This window comes from Noviherbaspirillum sp. (assembly GCF_035627455.1).
In the GTDB taxonomy this organism is placed as follows: Bacteria; Pseudomonadota; Gammaproteobacteria; order Burkholderiales; family Burkholderiaceae_D; genus Noviherbaspirillum.
On sequence record NZ_DASPLS010000045.1, the window covers coordinates 18,045 to 41,602 of the forward strand.

Annotated in this window: 20 protein-coding genes; 1 reads left to right on the forward strand and 19 read right to left on the reverse strand. The window is 64.7% G+C overall.

Features of this window, described 5'->3' with window-relative positions; genetic code table 11:
* Positions 1-77: 77 nt before the first annotated feature.
* On the reverse strand, positions 78-1,028 hold the full coding sequence (locus tag VEC01_RS08715; RefSeq protein ID WP_324900420.1) for a M23 family metallopeptidase: 951 nt from the start codon (positions 1,026-1,028) through the stop codon (positions 78-80).
* Positions 1,029-1,178: 150 nt separating this feature from the next.
* On the opposite strand from VEC01_RS08715, the gene VEC01_RS08720 reads away from it, so the two are divergent.
* The gene (locus VEC01_RS08720) at positions 1,179-1,592 is read left to right on the forward strand and encodes a DciA family protein (RefSeq protein WP_324900421.1); all 414 of its coding nucleotides are present in this window, start codon (positions 1,179-1,181) and stop codon (positions 1,590-1,592) included.
* On the opposite strand, the gene lpxC is transcribed toward VEC01_RS08720, so the two are convergent.
* The 18 genes from lpxC to rsmH all read right to left on the reverse strand — a co-directional run bounded on the left by lpxC (position 1,593) and on the right by rsmH (position 23,554).
* Entirely contained in the window at positions 1,593-2,525 is a 933-nt protein-coding gene (gene lpxC / locus VEC01_RS08725) for a UDP-3-O-acyl-N-acetylglucosamine deacetylase (protein ID WP_324900422.1), read from the reverse strand. It lies immediately after the preceding gene.
* Positions 2,526-2,631: 106 nt separating this feature from the next.
* Entirely contained in the window at positions 2,632-4,122 is a 1,491-nt protein-coding gene (gene glpK, locus VEC01_RS08730; RefSeq protein ID WP_324900423.1) for a glycerol kinase GlpK, read from the reverse strand.
* 101 nt (positions 4,123-4,223) lie between these two features.
* Positions 4,224-5,783 carry a glycerol-3-phosphate dehydrogenase gene (gene glpD, locus VEC01_RS08735; RefSeq protein WP_324900424.1) on the reverse strand — a complete coding sequence of 520 codons (1,560 nt, stop codon included), beginning with the start codon at positions 5,781-5,783 and terminating at the stop codon, positions 4,224-4,226.
* Positions 5,784-6,026: 243 nt separating this feature from the next.
* A complete protein-coding gene (locus tag VEC01_RS08740; RefSeq protein ID WP_324900425.1) occupies positions 6,027-6,533 on the reverse strand; it encodes a peroxiredoxin in 507 nt (168 codons plus the stop codon).
* Positions 6,534-6,665: 132 nt separating this feature from the next.
* A complete protein-coding gene (gene ftsZ, locus VEC01_RS08745) occupies positions 6,666-7,853 on the reverse strand; it encodes a cell division protein FtsZ (RefSeq protein WP_324900426.1) in 1,188 nt (395 codons plus the stop codon).
* A 129-nt stretch (positions 7,854-7,982) separates the two neighbouring features.
* Complete coding sequence (gene ftsA / locus VEC01_RS08750) at positions 7,983-9,215, reverse strand: cell division protein FtsA (RefSeq protein ID WP_324900427.1); 1,233 nt, start codon at positions 9,213-9,215, stop codon at positions 7,983-7,985.
* A 10-nt stretch (positions 9,216-9,225) separates the two neighbouring features.
* A complete protein-coding gene (locus VEC01_RS08755; protein WP_324900428.1) occupies positions 9,226-9,993 on the reverse strand; it encodes a cell division protein FtsQ/DivIB in 768 nt (255 codons plus the stop codon).
* 18 nt (positions 9,994-10,011) lie between these two features.
* Positions 10,012-10,998, reverse strand: coding sequence for a D-alanine--D-alanine ligase (locus VEC01_RS08760; RefSeq protein ID WP_324900429.1), 987 nt, complete (start codon positions 10,996-10,998; stop codon positions 10,012-10,014).
* Positions 10,995-12,380 (reverse strand): UDP-N-acetylmuramate--L-alanine ligase, encoded by a 1,386-nt coding sequence (gene murC, locus VEC01_RS08765; protein ID WP_324900430.1) that lies wholly within the window; start codon positions 12,378-12,380, stop codon positions 10,995-10,997. Before murC ends, VEC01_RS08760 begins: the two co-directional genes overlap by 4 nt.
* The gene (murG, locus tag VEC01_RS08770) at positions 12,377-13,453 is read right to left on the reverse strand and encodes an undecaprenyldiphospho-muramoylpentapeptide beta-N-acetylglucosaminyltransferase (protein ID WP_324900431.1); all 1,077 of its coding nucleotides are present in this window, start codon (positions 13,451-13,453) and stop codon (positions 12,377-12,379) included. The genes murC and murG overlap by 4 nt, the downstream gene beginning before the upstream one ends.
* Entirely contained in the window at positions 13,450-14,658 is a 1,209-nt protein-coding gene (ftsW, locus tag VEC01_RS08775) for a putative lipid II flippase FtsW (protein WP_324900432.1), read from the reverse strand. The genes murG and ftsW overlap by 4 nt, the downstream gene beginning before the upstream one ends.
* Positions 14,655-16,160: a UDP-N-acetylmuramoyl-L-alanine--D-glutamate ligase gene (gene murD / locus VEC01_RS08780; RefSeq protein ID WP_324900445.1), complete on the reverse strand. Its 1,506-nt coding sequence runs from the start codon at positions 16,158-16,160 to the stop codon at positions 14,655-14,657. The genes ftsW and murD overlap by 4 nt, the downstream gene beginning before the upstream one ends.
* A 326-nt stretch (positions 16,161-16,486) precedes the next feature.
* Positions 16,487-17,656, reverse strand: coding sequence for a phospho-N-acetylmuramoyl-pentapeptide-transferase (mraY, locus tag VEC01_RS08785; protein WP_324900433.1), 1,170 nt, complete (start codon positions 17,654-17,656; stop codon positions 16,487-16,489).
* A 1-nt stretch (position 17,657) separates the two neighbouring features.
* Positions 17,658-19,031, reverse strand: coding sequence for a UDP-N-acetylmuramoyl-tripeptide--D-alanyl-D-alanine ligase (locus tag VEC01_RS08790; protein ID WP_324900434.1), 1,374 nt, complete (start codon positions 19,029-19,031; stop codon positions 17,658-17,660).
* Positions 19,031-20,563: a UDP-N-acetylmuramoyl-L-alanyl-D-glutamate--2,6-diaminopimelate ligase gene (locus VEC01_RS08795; RefSeq protein WP_324900435.1), complete on the reverse strand. Its 1,533-nt coding sequence runs from the start codon at positions 20,561-20,563 to the stop codon at positions 19,031-19,033. Before VEC01_RS08795 ends, VEC01_RS08790 begins: the two co-directional genes overlap by 1 nt.
* The gene (locus tag VEC01_RS08800) at positions 20,563-22,320 is read right to left on the reverse strand and encodes a penicillin-binding protein 2 (protein WP_324900436.1); all 1,758 of its coding nucleotides are present in this window, start codon (positions 22,318-22,320) and stop codon (positions 20,563-20,565) included. Before VEC01_RS08800 ends, VEC01_RS08795 begins: the two co-directional genes overlap by 1 nt.
* A complete protein-coding gene (ftsL, locus tag VEC01_RS08805) occupies positions 22,320-22,592 on the reverse strand; it encodes a cell division protein FtsL (RefSeq protein WP_324900437.1) in 273 nt (90 codons plus the stop codon). Before ftsL ends, VEC01_RS08800 begins: the two co-directional genes overlap by 1 nt.
* Positions 22,589-23,554: a 16S rRNA (cytosine(1402)-N(4))-methyltransferase RsmH gene (gene rsmH / locus VEC01_RS08810; RefSeq protein WP_324900438.1), complete on the reverse strand. Its 966-nt coding sequence runs from the start codon at positions 23,552-23,554 to the stop codon at positions 22,589-22,591. The genes ftsL and rsmH overlap by 4 nt, the downstream gene beginning before the upstream one ends.
* Positions 23,555-23,558 lie beyond the last annotated feature (4 nt).

Sequence of the window (23,558 nt, forward strand, 5' to 3'; positions counted from 1 at the left end):
GCCTGGTTGTGCGAGAGATGGGGGCGACAAGGCAGGAAACAATAGCTCGGCGACTTTACCCGGCAATGCCAGCGGGATTACTTCGCGGCCAGTGCCGCCATCTTTGCCTGGTCGGCGCCGGCCGACAGGAATTTGTGCGGATCTTGCTGGATGCCTTTCACCAGCACCTCGAAATGCAGATGCGCTCCGGTCGAACGGCCGGTCGAGCCGACGTCGCCGACGCGCTGGCCGCGTTTGACAATGTCGCCGACCTTGACGTGGATCCTGGAGCAGTGCGCATAGCGGGTCACCATGTCGTTGCCGTGGTCGATCTCGATCATGTTGCCGAACTGGTGATGGTATTCCGCTGCGATCACCACGCCACCCGCCGCCGCGACAATGGGGGTGCCGACGGCAGCGGCGAAATCGATTCCTTCATGAAATGCCTGGCGGCCGGTGAACGGATCGAAGCGCCAGCCGAAGCCGGAGGCGTTATAGCTGACATTGACCGGCTGGATCGTCGGCAACAGCTTGGACTTGATCTTGTGGCTCATCAGCGTGGTCTCGACCACGTTCATGTAGTCGGCGCGGTGTTCGACGTCGCGCGCCATCGCATCGAGCAATTGCTGGAATTCGTGCATGGAAAGCGGCTTGTCCTTCATGCCCGACGGTTCGGCGCCGCCGCGGCCCGGCAATTCCCTGAAGTTGAACTCCTGCGGCTTCACGCCGGCCAGGCCCTGCACCCGCTCGCCCAGCGCATCCAGGCGCATCAGCTGTGCCTGCATCTCGCCCAGCTTCATCGCCATCGCAGCCAGGTTTTCCTTGACGTATTTGTCTTTCTTCTGGCTGTCGTCCTGCGTCGCGGACGCGAGAGCGTCGCGCACGAAGGGGATGTTGAGATCGGTGGCGTGACGGAAAGTCAGGAAGTACAGGAAGAAGGCAACGAGGACAACAGAGGAGAGGAATGCCAGCACAAGCAATGCAAGATGCCATCGCGTCAGCGTCACGGTCCTGGTGCTGAAGCGGGGGTGCAACAGGATAATTTGCATTACAACTCCTCCGACTCGTCCGCCCGAATGTGATAAGGTTGGCGCATGCGCCGTACACCATTATCTATTTCTTCGCAGCAACGTTTTCAGTCTACACGCGCAAAGTCGAAGTCCGCGAGCAGTGTTACAGCTGTTACGGACTTTCTGCGCATGCACGACAAAATGGCCACACTATTGCCGGCCGTCACACGCCTGGCAGCACTGCAAGACGAGTGCTCGGCTGTTCTTCCCGCGCTTTTTGACGCTTGTTCCGTCTTGCGGTTCGATGGCGATCAATTAACCATCGCCGCGCCCAACGCGGCACTCGCCGCGAAATTGAAGCAACAGTTGCCAAAGCTTCAAGACAACCTGCTGAAGCGGGGATGGCAGGTTAACGCAATACGAATCAAAGTGCAAGTTGGAAACATTGCTGCCAGCACAACAAGGCAGAAGGAACTGGTCATGCCGGAAAAGGCATTGACCGCGTTTGAAGGCCTGAAGGATTCGCTGGAGAAGGCGCCCGGCAACCAGGCGCTGATGGAGGCGCTCGAGAACATGCTCAAGCGCCATGGGAAGATCAGGTAATCAGCTAAACGCCCATTCCTGTCCGACCTGGCGCGCAAAGCCCGGCGCCTTGTCGATCGAATCGAAGCTCACGATGTCGTACGCATCCGGCTGCTCCAGCAAGGCGCGCAGCAACAGATTGTTCATCATGTGCCCCGACTTGTGCGCAACGTAGCTGGCAAGCAGCGGATGCCCGACCAGGTACAGGTCGCCGATCGCATCGAGGATCTTGTGCCGCACGAATTCGTTTTCGTAACGCAGGCCGTCCGGGTTCAGGATGCGGTATTCATCCATCACGATCGCGTTTTCCAGCGACCCGCCCCGGATCAAGCCGATGCCGCGCAACATTTCCACTTCATGCATGAAGCCGAAGGTGCGCGCCCGCGCGATTTCCTTGACGTAGGAATCCGCTTCGAAATCGACTTCCGCGGTCTGCCCGGTGGCGTCGACCGCCGGATGGTTGAATTCGATGAAGAACTTGAGCTTGAATCCGTTGTACGGCTCCAGGCGCGCCCATTTTTCCTGCGCGCCCTTGCCGTCCCGGACCTCGACCGTTTTTTTCACGCGGATGAACTTCTTCGGCGCGTTCTGCTCGTGCAAGCCGGCCTGCTGCAGCAGGAAGACGAAAGACGCGGCGGAGCCGTCCATGATCGGGATTTCTTCCGCGGTGAGGTCGACATACAGGTTGTCGATGCCCAGCCCGGCACAGGCCGACATCAGGTGCTCGACGGTGGACACGCGCACGCCATCCTTTTGCAGCACGGATGCGAGCCGGGTGTCGCCGACGCCGGTGGCCGATGCGGGCAGGTCGACCGGCGGATCGACGTCGACCCGGCGGAAGATGATGCCGGTGTCCGGCGCGGCCGGCCGCAGCGTGAGCTCGACCTTGGTGCCGGAATGCAGTCCGACGCCCACGGTCTTGACAAGCTGTTTGACGGTACGTTGTTTGAGCATCCGTGAATTATAGCAACTAACCCACGAGTCAGTTGTCACCGGTTGTAACCTTTGTTGGAGTTACACCACGCTTCTCCTGCTCACCACGACCGGTCTTGTGTCGCCGTCAATGCGGCTCCGCCCAGTGCAACGCCCGCTGCACGGCCCTGCGCCATGCGGTCATGCGCTCCATGCGCTCCTCGTCTGGCATCGCCGGCTCGAAGCGTTTCTGCACCTGCCACTGTGCCGCAATTTCCTCGCGCGATTCCCAGTATCCGACCGCGAGGCCGGCAAGATAGGCGGCGCCGAGCGCCGTCGTTTCGGTAACCACTGGTCTGACCACCGGCACACCGAGCACGTCCGCCTGGAACTGCATCAACAGGTCGTTGCGTGCAGCGCCGCCGTCCACGCGCAACTCGGCGAGCGGGATCGCGGCATCCTTCTGCATCGCTTCAAGCACGTCTGCGCTCTGGTAGGCAATGGCAGCCAGGGTCGCGCGCGCGATATGCGCCTTGGTAGTGCCGCGGCTGATGCCGACAATGGTGCCGCGCGCATAGGCGTCCCAGTAAGGCGTTCCCAGTCCGGCGAAGGCCGGCACGAAGAAGACGCCGCCGGTATCCGGCACGCTGGCGGCGAGCGCCTCCACCTCGGCCGAACTGTTGATGATGCCCAACCCGTCGCGCAGCCACTGCACTGCCGCGCCGGCATTGAACACGCTGCCCTCGAGCATATATTCGGTGCGTCCGCCCATGGTCCAGCCGACCGTGGTGAGAAGATTGTTGCCGGAAGTCATGGCTTGCGTGCCGGTGTGCATCAGCATGAAGCATCCGGTGCCGTAGGTATTCTTGGCCATCCCCGGCCGATGGCATGCCTGTCCGAAGGTCGCCGCCTGCTGGTCGCCGGCGATGCCGGCGATCGGTATGGCCGCACCGAGCAGACCCGGCGTCGTTTTGCCCACCACGCCGCTGCTGGCAACGACTTGCGGCAGCAGGCTGCGCGGAATGTCGAGCAATCCGAGCAGTTCATCGTCCCATTGTCCGGTATGGATGTTGAACAGCAGGGTACGCGAAGCGTTGCTTGCGTCGACCACATGCTCACCGCACAACTTGAATATGAGCCAGGAATCGATCGTGCCGAATGCAAGCTCGCCGCGCTCTGCCCTGCGGCGCACCCCTTCGACATTGTCGAGCAGCCATTTGATCTTGGTGCCGGAAAAATAGGCATCGATCACGAGCCCGGTCTTTTGCTGGAACAACGGCGCCTTGCCCTGCCCCCGCAGTGCGTCGCACATATCGGCGGTCCGGTGGTCTTGCCAGACGATCGCATTGGCCACCGGTTCACCGGTGGCCCGGTCCCACAGAACGGTGGTTTCGCGCTGGTTGGTGATGCCCACGGCGGCGATGTCGCCGGGTGCGACCTTGCACTCCTTGAGCACCTGCTGCGCGACGCCCAGCTGGCTGCGCCAGATCTCGTCCGCATCATGCTCGACCCAGCCCGGGCGCGGGAAGATCTGGCGGAATTCCTGCTGCGCGATGCCGTGCATGCGGCCTTCCCGATCGAACAGGATGGCGCGCGAACTGGTCGTGCCCTGATCCAGGGCAAGGATGTACTTGGTCACAGAACAGTCTCCCTCTCCACAGCCTTGACAATGTTCATTGCGGCAGCCTCAATGCGGCAGTCCGATTATGCATCAAGAAATTCCGCCCCGGCCGCGTTTCATCAGGCGTTGCCGAATGCCGGCGCGCGCTGCCGCGGCGGTGTGCCGCCTTGGCGGCGAAACGCGATCCAGGCGTCGAGTTTTTCCTGCGCATCGCGCGGCAAGTGCAAGCCGATCTTGGTCCTGCGCCACAGGATGTCGGCGGCGTCGACCGCCCATTCATGCCGCATCAGGTACTCCGCTTCCGCAGCGTAGAGGCCGGGGGCGATTTCATCTCCCATGTCCGCAAGGCGGGACCGTTGGGCCAGCAGCAGGTCGGTGCGGGTGCCGTAGGCGCGCGCGTAGCGGGCGACGAGCGCCGGCGGCAGCCACGCATAGCGCTGTTGCAAGTCGTGAATGTAGCGGTCGACCTCCAGCACCGCGCGGTTGGCCGGCCCGCTGCCGAACAGATCGCCGCCGGGCAGGCAGGCACCGGCGGTCCATGCGCCGCGCCGCGCGCCAAGCAGCGGCGCCAGCATGTCGACCGCCTCTTCGGCGAGCTTGCGAAAGGTGGTGATCTTGCCGCCGAAGACGGACAACAGCGGCGGCCCGCCGGCCTCCAGGTCCAGCCGGTAGTCGCGCGTCACCGCGGACGCGTTCGCCGATGCATCCTCGACCAGCGGACGGACGCCGGAATAGGCCCAGACCACGTCCGCCGGCAGGATCTTGCGGCTGAAGTAGCGGCTTGCAAGCTGGCACAGGTAAAGAATTTCGTCCGGTTCGATGACCACCCTGCCAGGATCGCCGTGGTACTCGATGTCGGTCGTGCCGATCAGCGTGAAGCTGTGCTCGTAGGGAATCGCGAACACAATGCGCCCGTCCGGATGCTGGAAGATATAGGCATAGGGATGATCGAACAGGCGCGGCACGACGATGTGGCTGCCCTTGATCAGGCGCAGGGCCTTCGTCGATGGCCTGCCCGCCGCCTCCTGCAGGAATTGCGCCGCCCACGGCCCGGCGGCATTGACCAGCGCCCGCGCGCGCACCGTCGAGCGACCGTCGCGCCCTGCCAGCTGCGCGATCCAGACGTCCCCGCTGCGCCGCACGCTTTCGCAGCGTGTGCGTGTCAACACCTGCGCGCCGTTCTCTGCCGCGTCGACCGCGTTGAGCACGACCAGGCGCGCGTCGTCCACCCAGCCGTCGGAATAGGCGAAGCCGCGCGTGAATTGCGGCTTGAGCGGCGCGCCGGCGGGATGGTCCCGCAGGTCCACGCCGTGCGAGCCGGGCAGCAGTTCACGGCGGGCAAGCGAGTCGTACAGGAACAGGCCGGTGCGGATCATCCAGGCCGGACGCTGGCCCTTGTCGTGCGGCAGCACGAACCGTAGCGGCCGCATGATATGCGGCGCGGCGCGCAGCAGCACTTCGCGCTCGATCAGCGCCTTGCGCACCAGGCCGAATTCGTAATATTCCAGATAGCGCAACCCGCCATGAATCAGCTTGGATGACGCGGAAGAAGTATGCGACGCGAGGTCGTCCTTTTCGCACAGCACGACGGACAAACCGCGCCCGGCGGCGTCGCGCGCAATCCCGGCGCCATTGATGCCGCCGCCAACGATCAGCAGGTCACAGTCGAATTGCTGCATCGCGCCTTCCATCCCGGTTCATGCCGGAAAATGTTCTGCAACCCGATATCGGCGATGAGTCGATACGGAGCTGCCACCAATATAGCACTTTCACGATCGGGCATGTTCGTTTATGTTCGCTTCAGGTCGTTTTTGTTCAATTGTCATTGTTATCGGTAAGCGTACGGTTGGTGTTAACCTGCATCAAGGCCGCGGGCAAAAAAAAACGGCGCCCGCGGCGCCGTTTCTTCCTTCACCCGATGCTCAGCCAAGCTGGGCCAGCAGCGTCTCCGCATTCGACACCTCGAACTTCCCGGGCTGCTCGATATTGAGCTGCCTGATCACGCCATCGTCCACCAGCATCGAGTAGCGCTGCGAGCGGATGCCCATGCCCCTGGCGGTCAGGTCGAACTCCAGGCCGAGCGCCCTGGTGAAGTCGGCGCTGCCGTCGGCCATCATGCGCACCACGCCAGTCGACTTCTGGTCGCGGCCCCAGGCGCCCATCACGAACGCGTCGTTGACCGAGATGCACCAGATCTCATCCACGCCCTTGGCCTTGAACTGGTCGGCAAGCGCGACATAGCCCGGCACGTGCTTGGCCGAGCAGGTCGGGGTGAAGGCACCCGGCAGGCCGAACACGGCAATCTTCTTCCCCCTGGTCAGGTCGCTGACCTTGAAGGTATTCGGCCCGAGGGCGCAGCCTTCGGTCTCGACTTCGATGAATTCCGAAAGCGTGCCTTCCGGCAAGCGGTCGCCGATCTTGATGGTCATGATGCTGTCTCCCGTTCGCATGACAAATGAAAACGCCGCGCCACGCTGTCGCGATGGCGCGGCGCAAAACCGCAGTATGCCTTGTTATTGCCATTTTTGCAGCAGGCGGGAGCGCACCCGCTGCAACCGGACTCAGTCGGCTTGCTTGCGCAGGAAGGCCGGGATGTCGTAGGTTTCCATGCCGTTCTTTTCAAGCGCGCGCACGGTTTCCGATGCCGACTCGCGTCGCCACACCGCCGGCGCCTTCAGGCCGTTGAAGGCCGGGGCCGGCTGCGCCGCGCCCTGGCTCATCATGCCGGTATTCTGCATGATCGGCTCGTTGTGGGTGCCGGTGCGCAGCACCGGGGTCTGCACCAGCTGCACGTTCTTGCGGCCGCGGCCCAGGCCGGTGGCGACCACGGTGACGCGAATGTCGTCGCCCATCGATTCGTCGTACGCGATGCCCTGCGCGATCGATGCATCCGGCGCGGCGAAGGCGCGCACGGTGGCCATGACTTCCTTGATTTCCTTGCCCTTCAGGCTGCGGCTGGCGGTCACATTGACCAGCACGCCGCGCGCGCCGGACAGGTCGATGCCGTCCAGCAGCGGCGACGCCACAGCCTGCTCGGCGGCGATGCGCGCACGATCCACGCCGGAGGCGGTGGCGGTGCCCATCATCGCCTTGCCCTGCTCGCCCATGATGGTCTTGACGTCGTTGAAGTCGACGTTGATGTGGCCCGGCACGTTGATGATCTCGGCGATGCCGGCGACCGCGTTGTTGAGCACGTCGTCCGCATGCTGCAGCCATTCCATCATGCTGTCGTCTTCATAGATCTCTTCCAGCTTTTCGTTCAGGATCACGATCAGCGAGTCGACATGCTGCGACAAGGCTTCCAGCCCCTGCTCGGCCAGTTCCATGCACTTGGCGCCTTCGTACGAGAACGGCTTGGACACCACCGCGACGGTCAGCGCGCCCAGTTCCTTCGCAACCTGCGCGACCACCGGCGCGGCGCCGGTGCCGGTGCCGCCGCCCATGCCGGCGGCAATGAACACCATGTGCGCGCCGCGCAGCGCGTCTTCGATGCGCTGGCGCGATTCTTCCGCGAGCTGGCGGCCGACATCGGGCTTCATGCCGGCGCCCAGGCCGGACTCGCCGATCTGGATGATGTTGTTTGCCTTCGACTGCGCGAGAGCCTGGGCATCCGTATTGGCGGCGATGAACTCCACGCCTGCCACCCCCTTGTTGATCATGTGCTGCACCGCGTTGCCGCCTGCGCCGCCGACACCGACCACCTTGATCACGGTGCCCAGATTTGCATTATCGATCATATCGATTTCCATGATTACTCCCTTAGATGATGCAGTTTTCAGTCGTTAGGCACCACGCGGTGTGGCGACTAGCAACTGCAAACTGCTGTTAATACACAAAATTATTGAAATTCTTGCTGCCGATACCTGATACTCAAAAACCTAGAAATTCCCGAGGAACCACTCCTTCATGCGCTGCCAGACCGCCTTCACCGATCCATCCTGCCGGGTGACGATGTGGCCGCGCAGGTACTGCTTTTTCGCTTCCAGCAACAAACCCAGCACCGTCGAATAGCGCGGGCTGCGCACCACATCGGCGAGCTGGCCGCTGTATTCCGGCACGCCGAGACGGGTCGGCTTGAGGAAGATGTCTTCCGCCAGCTCCACCATGCCCGGCATCATCGCCGAGCCGCCGGTGATCACGATGCCGGAGGACAGCACCTCCTCGTAGCCCGACTCGCGCACCACCTGGTGCACCAGTGCAAACAATTCTTCAACGCGCGGCTCGATCACCGCCGCCAGCGCCTGGCGCGACAAGGTGCGCGGTCCGCGGTCGCCCAGCCCCGGCACCTCGATGGTTTCGCCCGGGTCGGCCAGCACCTGCTTGGCGACGCCGTAGCGCAGCTTGATCTCTTCCGCTTCCGCGGTCGGCGTGCGCAGCGCCATCGCGATGTCATTGGTGATCTGGTCGCCGGCGATCGGGATCACTGCGGTGTGCCGGATCGCGCCTTCGGTGAAGATCGCGACGTCGGTCGTGCCGCCGCCGATATCGACCAGCACCACGCCCAGTTCCTTCTCGTCCGGGGTCAGCACCGCGTCGGCCGACGCCATCGGCTGCAGGATCAGGTCGGACACTTCCAGGCCGCAGCGGCGCACGCACTTGACGATGTTCTGCACGGCGGATACCGCGCCGGTGACGATATGCACCTTCACCTCGAGCCGGATGCCGCTCATGCCGATCGGCTCGCGCACGTCTTCCTGGCTGTCGACGATGAATTCCTGCGGCACGGTATGCAGCAGCTGCTGGTCGGTCGGGATGTTGACCGCCTTGGCCGTCTCGATCACGCGCGCCACGTCGGTCGCGGTCACTTCCTTGTCCTTGATCGCAACCATGCCGCTCGAGTTGAAGCTGCGGATATGACTGCCCGCGATGCCGGTGTAGACGTTCTTGATCTTGCAGTCGGCCATCAGCTCGGCTTCCTCGAGCGCGCGCTGGATCGACTCCACCGTCGCCTCGATGTTGACCACCACGCCCTTCTTCAGCCCCTTGGATTCGTGCTGGCCCAGGCCGATGACTTCATGCCTCCCGTTCGGCATGACTTCAGCCACTACCGCCACCACCTTGGAGGTGCCGATGTCGAGGCCGACGATCAGGTTTTTCGCGTCTTTTGTCATAGATGTCCGCTTACTTTTTCTTGCCTTCGATGCCGAACTTCAGGCCCTGCGCCTTCAGCGCCATGCCGTTCGGGTACCGCATGTCCACATTCTCGATCCGGTCCTGCAGCCGGTTGACCAGCTGCGGGTAAATCTTCACCAGCCGTTCGACGCGGTCCTTCAGCGTCGTCTTGCTCTGTTCGCGCCCGAGTTCGACCTGCATGCCGTTGTTCAGCCGCACACTCCAGGCGTAGCGCCCCGACAGGCGCACCGAGTCGGGCGCCAGGCTGATCGGCTTGAACCATTCGTTCAGCTCGCGGTAGCGCGCCACAACTTCCTTCTCGCTGCCCTCCGGACCGGCGAATTCCGGCAGTTCGCCGTCCTCTTCCGCCTCGGCCAGGTTGGCTGTAAACACGTCGCCCTTCACCGACAGCAGGCGGCCGTCGTCGCCCCAGGTGCCAAGCGGCTCATGCTCTTCCACCGTCACGATCAGCTTGTTCGGCCATTCGCGCCGGACCGACGCCCTGCGCACCCAAGGCACCGCCTCGAACGCGACGCGCACCGCATCCAGGTTGGTGGTGAAGAAATTGCCCTTGATGCGCGGCAGCGCGGTCGTGCGCACCGTCGACGGATTCACGTGGCGAAGCGGCATTTCGCCGACCGGCTCGATGCGTATCGTCTTCAACGTGAACATCGGCCGCTGCGCCACCCACCACAGGCCGGACGCGAGCAGGCCCAGCACCAGCAGGCCGAGCAAGGCGCTGGTGGTCGCGTTGAGCATTCTGACGTCGTGCCACATGGTCGGTCTTCAATCCCCTCAGGTCGGCTGCCAGTCCTTGGTCGGCTTCAGGTCGAGATCCGCCGAACGCAGGATTTCCACACACAAGTCTTCATAGCTGACCCCGGCGGCTTTCGCCGACATCGGCACCAGCGAATGGCCGGTCATGCCCGGCGATGTATTGATCTCCAGCAGGAACGGCTCGTTGTCCGCCGCCCGCAGCATGAAGTCGACCCGCGCCCAGCCCGAGCTGCCGAGCGCGTTGAACGCGCGCACGGCAAGCGACTGGATGCGGCGCGTCAGCTCGTCGTCGAGCGGCGCCGGGCACAGGTACTGGGTGTCGTCGCTGAAATACTTGTGCTGGTAGTCGTAATTGCCCTGCGGCGCGCAGATCTCGACGATCGGCAGCGCGCGCGCATTGCGGCCCTTGCCGAGCACCGGCACCGTGAGCTCGCGGCCGGTGATGAATTCCTCGGCCAGCACCGCTTCGTCGTACTTCGCGCAATGCGCAAAGCCATCCTGCATTTCCGAATAGCCGGTCACCTTGCTGATGCCGATGGTCGAACCTTCATGCGGCGCCTTCAGCATCAGCGGCAGGCCGAGTTCGTCCGGCACCTTGCGCAGTTCTTCCTGCGTCGCCTCCTTCGAATCGAGCACGAGGAAGCGCGGCGTCGGCAAGCCGTGGTTCAGCCAGATGCGCTTGGTCATCACCTTGTCCATGCCGATCGACGAAGCCATCACGCCGGAGCCGGTGTACGGAATGCCGAGCTGCTCGAGCACGCCCTGCAGCGTGCCGTCTTCGCCGTAGCGGCCGTGCAGCGCGATGAAGACGCGGTCGAACTTTTCCGCCGCGAGATCAGCCAGGCTGCGTTCGGCCGGGTCGAAGCCGTGTGCGTCCACGCCCTTGCCCTGCAATGCCTTCAGCACGCCGGCGCCGGACATCAGCGATACCTCGCGTTCGGCGGAACGGCCACCGTACAGCACGCCGACTTTTCCAAACTCTTTTTTCAGATCCGTGTTGCTCATGATGCGTCCTTCAACTTCCCCGGCACGCCGCTGATCGACCCGGCGCCCATGGTGATGACCACATCCCCATCCTTCGCCATGTTCACGATCGTCGCCGGCATGTCGGCAATGTCCTCTACAAATATCGGCTCCACCTTGCCGATCACGCGCAGCGCATGGGCGAGCGCGCGGCCGTCGGCGGCGACGATGGGTTGTTCGCCGGCCGGATAGACGTCGGCCAGCACCAGCGCGTCGACCGTGGACATCACTTTCACGAAGTCCTCGAACAGGTCGCGCGTACGCGTGAATCGGTGTGGCTGGAAGGCCAGCACGATGCGGCGGCCGGGATAGGCGCCGCGGGCGGCGGCCACCGTGGCCGCCATTTCCACCGGATGGTGGCCGTAGTCGTCCACCAGGGTGAACGCGCCGCCGGCCGGCAGCTTGATGTCGCCGTAGCGGGTGAAGCGGCGGCCGACGCCGTGGAACTCGCGCAGCGCCTTCTGCGTCGCCTCGTCGGGAACGCCGAGTTCGCGCGCGATCGCGATCGCCGCGCAGGCGTTCTGCACGTTATGCATGCCGGGCTGGTTCAGGTGCACGGTCAGCGGAGCATAATCGGCCTGCAGCACGGTGAATTCCATGTGGCTGTCCACCGCCTTCGCATCGACCGCGCGCACCTGCGCGCTCTCGTGGAAACCGTAGGTCAGGACCGGCTTGGAGATGAACGGCATGATTTCGCGCACGTTCGGATCGTCGATGCACAGCATCACGACGCCGTAGAACGGCAGGCGCTGCGTGAATTCCACGAAGGCCTGCTTCAGCTTGGCAAAGCTGTGATCGTAGGTCTCCATGTGGTCGGCATCGATGTTGGTAATCACTTCGATGCACGGCGACAGGTTCAGGAAGGAGGCGTCCGATTCGTCCGCCTCGGCGACGATGAAGTCGCCGGCCCCGAGCTTCGCGTTGGCGCCGGCGCTGTTCAGGCGGCCGCCGATCACGAAGGTCGGATCGAGCCCGCCTTCCGCCAGCACGCTGGCGACGAGGCTGGTGGTCGTGGTCTTGCCGTGCGTGCCGGCGATCGCGATGCCCTGCTTCAGGCGCATCAGTTCTCCCAGCATGATCGCGCGCGGCACGATGGGAATGCGCTTGGCGCGGGCGGCGATCACTTCCGGGTTGTCGCCCCTGACCGCGGTTGACGTGACGATCGCGTCCGCGTCCTGGATGTTTTCCGCCGCGTGGCCGAGCGTGATTTTCGCGCCGCTTTCTGCAAGACGCTGGGTTGCCGGGTTGGCCGACAGGTCGGAGCCGGAAATCGTGTAACCGAGGTTGAGCAGCACTTCCGCGATGCCGCTCATGCCGGATCCGCCGATGCCCACGAAATGAATATTCTTGACTTTATGTTTCATGTTTTCCCGGCCAGTTCTTCCAGTACGTTCGCGATCGCTTCGTTCGCCTGGCGCCTCCCGATGCCATGCGCGGCCTCAGCCATCGTCCTGCATTCCTCCCGTGTGAGCGTCTGCAGCAGCTGCGCCAGGCGCTCCGGATTCAGTTCCCCCTGCGGCAGGTGCAGCGCCGCCTTCTGCTTCGCCATCCACTGCGCGTTGTCGCGCTGGTGCGAGGTGGTCGATGCGACCAGCGGCACCAGCACGCTCGCCACGCCGGCAGCGGTCAGCTCCGACACCGTGATCGCACCGGCGCGGCAGATCACCAGGTCGGCTCCCGCGTAGCGGCGCGGCATGTCGTCGATGAAATCCACCACTTCCGCCTGCACCTGCGCGTCGCCGTATGCCTTGCGCAATGCATCGATATGCTGCCTGCCCGACTGGTGCGTCACCACCGGGCGCTGTTGCGCGGGAATGCGCGCCAGCGCCGCCGGCAGGGCTTCATTCAATACCTTCGCGCCCAGGCTGCCGCCGACCACCAGCAGGCGCAGCGGGCCGCTGCGCGCCGCATAACGCTGCGCGGGCGGCGCCACCTCGATGATTTCCTTGCGCACCGGATTGCCGGTCACCAGCGCCTTGTCCGCCGCGCTGCCGAAATCCGCCGGAAAGCCGAACAGCACCCGCTGCGCCATCGGCGCCAGCGTCTTGTTCGACAACAGCAGGGCGGCGTCGGCATTGACCAGCACCAGCGGCACGCCGCGCGCCCTGGCCATCATCCCGCCCGGCACAGTCACATAGCCGCCCATGCCGAGCACCACGCTCGGCCTGCGCCGTCCGATGATGCGGAAGCAGGACGCAAAGCCGGCGGCCATCTTGAACACGCCGCGCACCGTGTGCATCATGCCCTTGCCGCGCAGGCCCGCGAAGTCGATCGTATCCATTTCGATCTTGTGCTTCGGCACGATGTCGCGCTCCATGCCATGCATGGTCCCGAGCCAGGACACCTGCCAGCCGCGCGCCTGCATCGTCTGCGCGATCGCCAGGCCGGGGAAGATGTGGCCGCCGGTACCGGCCGCCATGATCAGCAGGCGCTTCATACCCGCCCTCCCCGCATCAGCACCCGGTTCTCATAGTCGATCCGCAACAAGATCGCCAACCCTACACAGTTAATCAGTACCCCCGACCCGCCATAGCTCATCAGCGGCAGGGTCAGGCCTTTGGTCGGCAGCAGCCCAAGGTTCACGCCCATGTTGATGAACGCCTGCACCCCGATCCAGATGCCGATGCCCTTCGCGGCCAGGCCGGCGAAGGTGAGATCCATCGCGATCGCCTGGCGTCCGATCTCGAACGCGCGCTTGACGATCCAGTAGAACAGCGCGACCACCACGAACACGCCGACAAAGCCGAGCTCCTCGCCGATCACCGCGAGCAGGAAATCGGTGTGCGCTTCCGGCAGGTAGTGCAGCTTCTCGACGCTGCCGCCGAGGCCGACCCCGAACAGCTCGCCGCGTCCGAACGCAATCAGAGAATGCGACAGCTGGTAGGCCTTGCCGAGCGCGTTCTCTTCCACCCAGGGATTGAGGTAGGCGAAGATGCGCTCCCGGCGCCACGGGGAGAGCACGATGACCATGGTGAAGATGCCGACCAGCACCGCGCCGATGCCGCCGAACCAGATGCCGTTGATGCCGCCGAGGAACAGGATGCCCATCGCGATGCAGACGATCACGCCGAAGGCGCCGAGGTCTGGCTCCAGCAGCAGCAGCAGGCCGACGATGCCGACCGCCGCCGCCATCGGCATGAAGCCCTTGGTCAGCTTGTGCATGAATTCCTGCTTGCGCACGGTGTAATCGGCGGCATACAGCACCACGAACAGCTTCATCAGTTCGGACGGCTGCAGGTTGAATACCTTGAACGACAGCCAGCGGCGCGCGCCGTTGACGCCCTTGCCGAGACCCGGCACCAGCACCAGGATCAGCAACACCATGGTGGCGACGAACAGATACGGCGCCCAGCGCTGCCAGGCGGATACCGGCACGCGGAACGCGAGCAGGCCGGCGACCAGCGCGGCGGCGATGAAGGTCGCCTGCCTCACCAGGAAATGCGTATTCTTGTAATTCGCGTACTTCGGAGAATCCGGCAGCGCGATCGATGCCGAGTACACCATCACCATCCCCAGCAGCATCAGCAGCACGACCACCCACACCAGCGGCTGGTCGTACTCCATCATCTTCGAACGCTGCACGACGCCGGGCAGCGGCGCCGGCGCGGCGGAAGACGAGAAGGATGGCAGTGCGAACTTCATGCGATCACCTCGCCGCGCGCAAGGGCGACTTCGCGTACCGCGTCCACGAACACCTGCGCGCGGTGCGCATAATTGCGGAACATGTCGAGGCTGGCGCAGGCCGGCGACAGCAGCACGGCGTCGCCGGTCTGCGCCAGTTCGGCGGCCTTCTGCACCGCGGCTTCCAGCGTCGCGCAATCCGTGATGTCGACGCCCGCGCCTTCCAGTACGGCGCGAATTGCCGGCGCATCCTTGCCGATCAGCAGAACCGCCCGGACGTACTTGGCAACCGGTTCGGCCAGCGGGCCGAAATCCTGGCCCTTGCCGTCGCCGCCGGCGATCAGCACCAGGCGCGCCGCGCCATGCTGTTCGATGCCGAGCCCGTTCAGCGCCGCCACCGTCGCGCCGACATTGGTGCCCTTGCTGTCGTCGTAGTAGTCCACGCCGCCGACGTCGGCGACCAGTTCCACCCGGTGCGGCTCGCCGCGGTATTCGCGCAGGCCGTACAGCAGCGGCGCCAGCGGCAATCCGATCGCGCGGCACAGCGCGAGCGCGGCAAGCGCATTGGCGGCATTGTGCTGCCCGCGGATCTTGAGCGCGTCGGCCGGCATCAGCCGGTTCAGGATGACCGGCAGCTCGATATTGTCCTTCTTGCGGCGGCGCTTTTCGCCCTCTTCCGAAGCGACTGCAGCGGACAACCACTGCATGCCGTTGTCGTCGACCAGGCCGAAGCAGTTGGGCTGGTCCGGCTCGTCGGTCCCGAAGCTGATGCAGGTCGCCAGCGGCGACGCCATCTGCATCACGCGCGCATCGTCGCGGTTGAGCAGGCGGATCGTGTGCGCGCCGAAGATGCGCGCCTTGTCGGCCGCGTAGGAATCCATGTCGCCGTGCCAGTCCAGATGGTCCTGTGTGACATTCAGCACGGTGGCGACGTCGGCTTGCAGGCTGAAGGTGGCGTGCAGCTGGAAGCTGGACAGTTCCAGCACCCAGGCTTGCGGCAGGTCGTCGCCGTCGAGCGCCGTGCGCAGCACGTCGAGCGCGGCCGGGCTGATGTTGCCGGCCACGACCGTACTCAGGCCGGCGCGTCGGCACAGCATGCCGGTCAGGCTGGTCACCGTGGTCTTGCCATTGGTGCCGGTAATCGCGATCACCTTCGGCGCATATTTGCGGGCGGCGCGCAGCGCGGCGAGCGCCTGCGCGAACAGTTCGATTTCGCCCCACATCGGAATGTTCCGTTCGCGGGCTGCCGGAACGATTTCCGCGAGCTCGCGACCCGGAGCGAGGCCTGGGCTGAGCGCGACGAAATCGATGTCGTCCAGCAGGGCGGCCGTGAACGGGCCGCCAATGAATTCGGCGCCCGGCACGGCTTCGCGCAGGACGGGCAGGCGCTCCGGTTCGGCGCGGGTATCGGCCACGCGCAGCGCCACGCCCCAGCGCGCCAGCCACTGCGCCATCGCCAGGCCGGACTCTCCGAGGCCGAGCACCAGCACGCGCTTGCCCTGGTAGGCAAGGCACTCTTCCATGCTGACCACCGGCTCCGCCGCCGACGCGTCGCCGTCCGGGCCGGGCGCATTTTCAAGTGCGATTTCCGGCTCTCCGGCGGCTTCCGGCGGCGCTTCGGCCGCTTCGTCAGGCCGTTCCGCAGCCGGCACTTCATCCGGCGTCCCTGCCGCGTCTTCGGACGGAGCATCCGCAGCCTCGTCGGACTGCGAAGTATTCATGAGCGGCGGCGCGGGTTCGGCAGGCGCGACGGCACCGGCGGCGACAGGTGCGCCGGCGTCGCCCGCGGCGCCGTCCTGCACGTCGTTTTCCAGTTCCTCGTTCACCTTGTTTTCCACGCCTTCTTCCATTACCGCAGTTTCAATGTCGAGAGTCCGAACAACACCAGCATCATCGTGATGATCCAGAAGCGGACCACCACCTTGGTTTCCTTCCACCCCTTCTGTTCAAAGTGGTGGTGCAGCGGCGCCATCAGCAGGATCCGGCGGCCGACGCCGTAGCGCTTCTTCGTGTACTTGAAGTAGCCGACCTGCAGCATCACCGACAGCGTCTCCACCACGAAGATGCCGCCCATGATGAACAGCACGATCTCCTGGCGCACGATCACGGCGATGGTGCCGAGGGCGCCGCCCAGTGCCAGCGCGCCCACGTCGCCCATGAACACCTGGGCCGGATGCGCGTTAAACCAGAGGAAGGCCAGCCCCGCACCTGCCATCGCCCCACAAAAGATTAGCAGTTCCGCAGCCCCGGGTATGTGAGGAATAAAGAGGTATTTCGAGTACACCACGCTGCCTGTGAGGTAGGCGAAGAGTCCCAGAGCCGATCCGACCATCACCGTCGGCATGATCGCCAGGCCGTCCAGGCCATCGGTCAGGTTGACCGCGTTGCTGGTGCCGACGATGACGAAATAGGTCAGCGCGATGAAGCCCCAGACGCCGAGCGGATAGCTGATGGTCTTGAAGAAGGGGACGATCAGGTCGGCCTTCGGCGGCAGGTCGAGGTTGAAACCGGACTGCACCCATTCCATGAACAGTTCCAGCACCTTGGTGTTGGTGGGCGCCGACACCGAAAACGCGAGATAGACCGCGGCCGCGATGCCGATCAGCGACTGCCAGAAGTACTTTTCGCGCGAGGACATGCCTTCCGGGTTCTTGTAGACCACCTTGCGGTAGTCGTCCACCCAGCCGATCGCGCCGTAGCCGAGGGTCACGACCAGCACCACCCAGACGAAGCGGTTGCTCCAGTCGGACCAGAGCAGGGTCGAGATGCCGATCGCGAGCAGGATCAGCGCGCCGCCCATGGTGGGCGTGCCGCTCTTGACAAGGTGCGTCTGCGGACCGTCGGTACGGACCGCCTGGCCGACCTTCAGGCGGGTCAGCATGCGGATCACGGCCGGCCCGGAGATCAGGCCGATCAAGAGGGCCGTCAGCGTCGCGAACACCGCCCGGAAGGTGATGAAGTTGAAAACCCGCAGCGGGCCGAGGTCTTGTTGGAAGTATTGCGCTAGCCAGAGCAGCATGTCAGTGTGATCCCTGTCCTTGATCTTGTAAATTGACGAGGTGCTGGACCACGCGCTCCATCTTCATGAAACGCGACCCCTTCACCAACGCCGTCGTGCCGGCGGTGACCAGTTCCTCGGCAGCCTGGTTGATCGCTGCGATATCCTCGAAATGCTGCGCTCCCTGACCGAACGCTTCGCTCGCGTGGCGGGCCAGCCGGCCCAGCGTGAGCAGGCGTTCGATGCCCTTGTCGCGCGCATAATTGCCGATCTCGACGTGGAACTGCGGGCCTTCCTCGCCCACTTCTCCCATGTCGCCCAGCACCAGCACGCGCGGCGCGGCCGCATGCGACAGTACGTCGATCGCAGCGCGCACCGAATCCGGGTTCGCGTTGTAGGTATCGTCGATCACCAGGGCGCCACTTTCTGCCGTCTTGCGCTGCAGGCGGCCGTTGACCGGCGCGAATGCCTCGAGGCCGCGGATGACCGCTTCTTCGGGCACGCCGACGGCGAGCGTGCACGCCGTGGCTGCCAGCGCATTGCGTACGTTGTGCACGCCTGCTGCAGAAAGTGCTACCTGGAACTGTTTCCCACCGGCAGTAATGGACAGGTTGCTGCCGAAATCGTTCACCTGAAATGTGCAGGTCACATCGGCGTCCGGCGCCAGCCCGAAGGTCATCACCTTGCGCTGGCCGGCATAGGACCGCCACAGGTTTGTGTAAGTATCATCGGCCGGGAAGACGGCGACGCCGTCCACCGGCAGGCCCTGGATCACCGCGCCGTTTTCCCTGGCGACGGCTTCCACGCTTTCCATGAATTCCTGGTGCTCGCGTTGTGCATTGTTCACCAGCCCGACGGTCGGCTGCGCGACCGCCGTAATGTCGGCGATTTCGCCCGGATGGTTCATGCCGAGCTCGACCACCGCCGCCTTGCAGGCGTTCGCGAGCCGGAATACCGTCAGCGGCACGCCGATGTCGTTGTTCAGGTTGCCACGGGTGGCAAGGATATGGTCCGGGCCGAAGGCGGCGCCGAGGATAGACGCGATCATTTCCTTGACCGTCGTCTTGCCGTTGCTGCCGGTGACGCCGATCACCGGGATGTCGAAACGGCGGCGCCAGTACGCGCCGAGCTCGCGCAGCGCCAGGCGTGTATCGGGCACCACCAGCGCCGGCACCGCGAGCCCGGCGGGAAGGCGTTCCACCACCACCGCGGCCACGCCCTTGGCCGCCACCTCGTTCAAAAAATCGTGCGCATCGAAACGCTCGCCGCGCAATGCGACGAACAAATTGCCAATAGATACCTGACGGCTGTCGGTTGAGACGCCGTCGAATGCTGCATCTGCCGTCAGCACGGCACGCGAAATCCCTGGCTGAACCGCAGCCAATGACGATTTCATCAATTCGTTCCCTTCATTGTTGCCCTTGCAGCAAGCGCGAGTGCGGCGTGGTCTGCATCCAAAAACGGCAATTTCTTGCCCTTGATCTCCTGATACGGCTCATGCCCCTTCCCGGCGAGCAGCACCACATCGTTCTTCGCTGCGTGGCGCACCGCCCACAGGATCGCCGCCGCGCGGTCCTCGACCACGTGCGGCGCATCCTTGGCCATGCGCGCGCTGTCGATGCCGGCGACGATCTGTCCGAGAATCGCGGCCGGTTCCTCGCTGCGCGGGTTGTCGCTGGTGACGACGATATGGTCGGCCGCCTGCGATACCCGGCCCATCTGCGGGCGCTTGCCCGGGTCGCGGTCGCCGCCGCAGCCGAATACGCACCACAGCTGCCCGCTGCGCTGCTGCGCGACCTGGCGCAGGCTTGCCAATGTCTTTTCCAGCGCGTCCGGGGTATGCGCATAATCGATCACGACCAGCGGCGCCTCCTGGCCGCCAAGCTGCTGCATGCGCCCGGGCACGGGCGTCAGGCTCTCGACGGCGTCCAGCGCGGCCTTGAAATCGATGCCCCTGGCCAGCAGCACGCCCATTACGCCGAGCACGTTGCTGACGTTGAACTGCCCCACCAGGCGGGTCTTGACCGTGGCCTGGCCGCCGCGCGCGTCGAGGCGGAAGGTAGTGCCGCCGTGGCTGCTGCGGATATCGCTTGCGCCGAGCACATCGACGCCGGAAGCGGCGGCGCCGGCGACGGTATAGCCGGTGATCGGCAGTGCCGGCCGGGTCGATTGCAGGTGGCTGACCAGCCTGCGCCCCATCTCGTCGTCCAGGTTGATCACCGCATGCTCCAGTCCGGGCCAGTCGAACAGCATGCGCTTGGCCGCCTCGTAAGCTTCCATGCTGCCGTGATAGTCGAGATGGTCGCGGGTGAAGTTGGTAAACAGCGCGACATTGAAATGCATCCCGTTCAGGCGCCCCTGGTCGAGCCCGATCGAGGACGCCTCGATCGCGAGAGCCTGCGCGCCCGCGGTGCGCAACTGTGCGAGCCGGCGCTGCAGCTGGATCGCGTCCGGGGTGGTATAGCCGGTGCTGTTGAACCCGCCGTGCTCGCCGGCGCGATAGAGCGCGACGCCCAGAGTGCCGATCACCCCAGTCGGCTGGCCGAGCCGGGAAAGCGCCCGTCCCAGCCATTGCGAGCAGGAGGTCTTGCCGTTGGTGCCGGTGACGGCCACCGTAAACATCGCCGCGTCCGGCTGGTCGTAGTAGGCGCTGCCGATCTGGCCGGCGATTTGCTTCAGGCCCGGCACCGCCAGGTGCGGCACGGCCCACGCATCGTCCCAGGCAAAGCCTTGCGCCTCATGCACGACGGCGCGCGCGCCGGCCTCGATGGCGCCCCCGATGAAGTTGCGGCCATCGGCGGCGTCGCCCGGATAGGCAAAAAACACGTCTCCCAACGAGACGCTCCTGGAATCGCTCGACAACTGCGCCTCGGGCGCCGTCGCCTGCAGCCAGGCGAGTATTTCAGCTACTGTCGGAGTTGCGGGCATCACATGCTCTCCTCGACAGGGTTGGTCGGAATGATGATGTCGGTCACCGCCGAATCCGGCGGCACGTTGAGCGCGCGCAGCGCGCTGGCGGTCACCGCGGAGAACACCGGCGCGGCGACCTGGCCGCCGTAATGGAATCCGTTCGACGGCTCGTCGACCATGACGGCGACGATGATGCGCGGGTCCGAGACCGGCGCAAAACCGACGAAGGAGGATACGTACTTGTTCGCGTATTGGCCGCCGACGAGCTTGTGCGCGGTACCCGTCTTGCCCGCCACCCGGTAGCCGGGGACCTGGGCTTTCGGCGCGGTGCCCTCGGGCCCGGCGGCCATTTCAAGCATCACGCGCACGTCGCGCGCCGTCTTTTCCGAAATCACGCGCTGGCCGATCGGCTGGTCGCCGGCCTTCTGCAGCGTCAGCGGGATGATGTCGCCGTCGCGCGCGAAGATCATGTACGACTGCGCAACCTGGATCAGCGAGGTCGAGATGCCGTGGCCGTAGCTCATGGTCGCCTGTTCGATCGGCTTCCAGGATTTGTAGGGACGGACGCGGCCGGCGACGGCGCCCGGGAACCCCAGCTTCGGCTGCTGCCCGAAGCCGACGGTGGTGAACATTTCCCACATCTGTTGCGGCTGCAGTTGCAGCGCCAGCTTGGCGGTGCCCACGTTGGAAGACTTTTGCAGCACGCCCTGCACCGTCAGCATGCCGTGCGGATGCGCGTCGCCGATGGTTGCCTTGCCGATGGTGAGACGTCCCGGCGCCGTCTGGATATTGGTATTCGGCGTGACCAGACGGTTTTCCAGCGCCAGCGCGATCGGAAAGGGCTTCAGCGTCGACCCCGGTTCGAAGGTATCCGTCATGACCCGGTTGCGCAACTGCGCGCCGGTCAGCTTGGAGCGGTCGTTCGGATTGTAGGTCGGCAGGTTCACCAGCGCCAGCACCTCGCCGGTCTTCACGTCGAGGATGACCATCGCGGCCGCCTTGGCCTTGTGCTTCTCGAGGGCTTCTTTCAGATTGGAATAGGCGATGTACTGCAGCTTGCGGTCGATCGACAGCGCCAGGTCCTTGCCGTCGTGCGGCAGGCGCACCGACTCGATATCCTCGACGATGCGCCCGAGGCGGTCCTTGATCACGCGGCGGCTGCCGTTGACGCCGGCGAGGTTTTTCTGGAACGCCAGTTCCATGCCTTCCTGGCCGATGTCTTCGACGTTGGTGAAGCCGACCACGTGCGCCATCACTTCGCCGTCCGGGTAGTAGCGCTTGTACTCGCGCCGCATGCCGATGCCGGGCACGTTCAAAGCGGCGACCTTGTCCGTCACGTCCTGCTCAACCTGACGCTTCAGGTAGACGAAGGTGCGGTCCGAGTCGAGCTTCTTGCGTAATTCCTTCTCGCTCATGTCGAGCAGCGCCGCGAGCTCCCGGATCTTTTCTGCCGGCGCCTCAAGCACATCTTCCGGGATCGCCCACACCGCCTTGACCGGCATCGACGATGCCAGCACCTGGCCGTTTCGATCGGTGATCTTGCCGCGAGTGGCGGGCAGTTCTACGGTGCGCGCGTAGCGCGACGCGCCTTGCTTCTGGAGGAACTCCGTTGAAATGCCTTGCAGCCAGAGCGCGCGGCCGGCAAGCGTGGCAAAACCGGCAAACAGCGCGAACAGCACCGCGCGCGAACGCCAGACGGGCAGCTTGAGCGCGAGCACCGGGCTGGCGCTGAACTGGACGCCTTTTCCCGCCGCCGTGCGTGAGGCCGGGCGCATTACTGGCCTCCCAGGCTCAGGTACTGCGTGCGGTCCGGCGTGACCGGCACCATGCCCAGGTCGCGACGCGCGTTTGCCTCGATCCGAGCATGCTTTGCCAGGGTCGACTGGTCAAGCTGCAGCTGCGCCCATTCGATTTCAAGCTGCTTGGCCGCGGCCTGCGCGCGCTCGAGTTCGATGAACAGGCGCCGCGCCTGGTATTGGGAGTTAACCACCAGCAGCGCGCATGTAACGAGCGCGGCGGCAAGAAGGGCGCTGATCTTGCCGCTCATTGCGCACCTCCCTGGGGGAGGCGTGCGGCCACGCGCAGGATCGCCGAACGCGCGCGGGGGTTGGCGGCGACTTCGGCGTCGGAGGGTTTGATCTTGGCGATGAGCTTCAGCGCGGGACGCGGCAGGTCGGCCGCGCGGATCGGCAGACGGCGGTCGGGCTGCGGCGCGTTGGCTTTGGCAGCCATGAAGCGCTTGACGATGCGATCTTCCAGTGAATGAAAGCTGATCACAGCCAGTCTCCCGTGCGGGGCCAGTTTTTCGAATGCGGCGTCCAGTGCTACTTCAAGTTCCTCAAGCTCTTGATTGATGTGAATCCGGATAGCCTGAAATGTGCGAGTGGCCGGGTCTTTGCCCTTCTCGCGGGTTTTGACGGCGTGTGCCACGATCTCGGCAAGCTGTCGTGTGCCTGAAATTGGCTCGACTGCCCGGCGAGCAACAATCGCCTTTGCAATCTGAAAAGCAAACCGTTCTTCCCCATAATCGCGTATTACCTTTCCTATCGTCTGTTCTGACTCGGTCGCGAGCCACTCTGCCGCCGACATCCCGCGCGTCGTATCCATGCGCATGTCCAGCGGACCGTCCAGTCGAAAACTGAAACCGCGCGCCGCTTCATCCACCTGCGGCGACGAGATTCCCAGGTCCAGCAAAATTCCATCCACCTGCGCCACGCCGCGCGCCGCCAAGGCCTGCGCCAGCGTCGCGAAGCTGTCATGCACGATTTCGAACCGCGTGTCCGAAACCGCTTCCGCGGCCGCGATCGCCTGCGGATCCTTGTCGAACGCGATCAGGCGCCCGCGGGCGCCGAGCTTCTCCAGGATCCGGCGACTGTGGCCGCCGCGGCCGAAGGTGCCGTCGACATAGACGCCGTCGACGCGCGCGCCGTCAATCGCCAGCGCATCGACCGCCTCTTCCAGCAGTACCGTGCGGTGCTGCAGTTCCGGCACCGGGTTATCACTACTCATCGCC

Excerpts from the sequence above, each read along its gene's own strand:
- VEC01_RS08715 (WP_324900420.1), bottom strand. The coding sequence starts at position 1,028 with ATGCAAATTATCCTGTTGCACCCCCGCTTCAGCACCAGGACCGTGACG.
- VEC01_RS08720 (WP_324900421.1), top strand. The coding sequence starts at position 1,179 with ATGCACGACAAAATGGCCACACTATTGCCGGCCGTCACACGCCTGGCA.
- lpxC (WP_324900422.1), bottom strand. The coding sequence starts at position 2,525 with ATGCTCAAACAACGTACCGTCAAACAGCTTGTCAAGACCGTGGGCGTC.
- glpD (WP_324900424.1), bottom strand. The coding sequence starts at position 5,783 with ATGCAGCAATTCGACTGTGACCTGCTGATCGTTGGCGGCGGCATCAAT.
- VEC01_RS08740 (WP_324900425.1), bottom strand. The coding sequence starts at position 6,533 with ATGACCATCAAGATCGGCGACCGCTTGCCGGAAGGCACGCTTTCGGAA.
- ftsZ (WP_324900426.1), bottom strand. The coding sequence starts at position 7,853 with ATGGAAATCGATATGATCGATAATGCAAATCTGGGCACCGTGATCAAG.
- ftsA (WP_324900427.1), bottom strand. The coding sequence starts at position 9,215 with ATGACAAAAGACGCGAAAAACCTGATCGTCGGCCTCGACATCGGCACC.
- VEC01_RS08755 (WP_324900428.1), bottom strand. The coding sequence starts at position 9,993 with ATGTGGCACGACGTCAGAATGCTCAACGCGACCACCAGCGCCTTGCTC.
- VEC01_RS08760 (WP_324900429.1), bottom strand. The coding sequence starts at position 10,998 with ATGAGCAACACGGATCTGAAAAAAGAGTTTGGAAAAGTCGGCGTGCTG.
- murC (WP_324900430.1), bottom strand. The coding sequence starts at position 12,380 with ATGAAACATAAAGTCAAGAATATTCATTTCGTGGGCATCGGCGGATCC.
- murG (WP_324900431.1), bottom strand. The coding sequence starts at position 13,453 with ATGAAGCGCCTGCTGATCATGGCGGCCGGTACCGGCGGCCACATCTTC.
- ftsW (WP_324900432.1), bottom strand. The coding sequence starts at position 14,658 with ATGAAGTTCGCACTGCCATCCTTCTCGTCTTCCGCCGCGCCGGCGCCG.
- murD (WP_324900445.1), bottom strand. The coding sequence starts at position 16,160 with ATGGAAGAGTGCCTTGCCTACCAGGGCAAGCGCGTGCTGGTGCTCGGC.
- mraY (WP_324900433.1), bottom strand. The coding sequence starts at position 17,656 with ATGCTGCTCTGGCTAGCGCAATACTTCCAACAAGACCTCGGCCCGCTG.
- VEC01_RS08790 (WP_324900434.1), bottom strand. The coding sequence starts at position 19,031 with ATGAAATCGTCATTGGCTGCGGTTCAGCCAGGGATTTCGCGTGCCGTG.
- VEC01_RS08795 (WP_324900435.1), bottom strand. The coding sequence starts at position 20,563 with ATGCCCGCAACTCCGACAGTAGCTGAAATACTCGCCTGGCTGCAGGCG.
- VEC01_RS08800 (WP_324900436.1), bottom strand. The coding sequence starts at position 22,320 with ATGCGCCCGGCCTCACGCACGGCGGCGGGAAAAGGCGTCCAGTTCAGC.
- ftsL (WP_324900437.1), bottom strand. The coding sequence starts at position 22,592 with ATGAGCGGCAAGATCAGCGCCCTTCTTGCCGCCGCGCTCGTTACATGC.
- rsmH (WP_324900438.1), bottom strand. The coding sequence starts at position 23,554 with ATGAGTAGTGATAACCCGGTGCCGGAACTGCAGCACCGCACGGTACTG.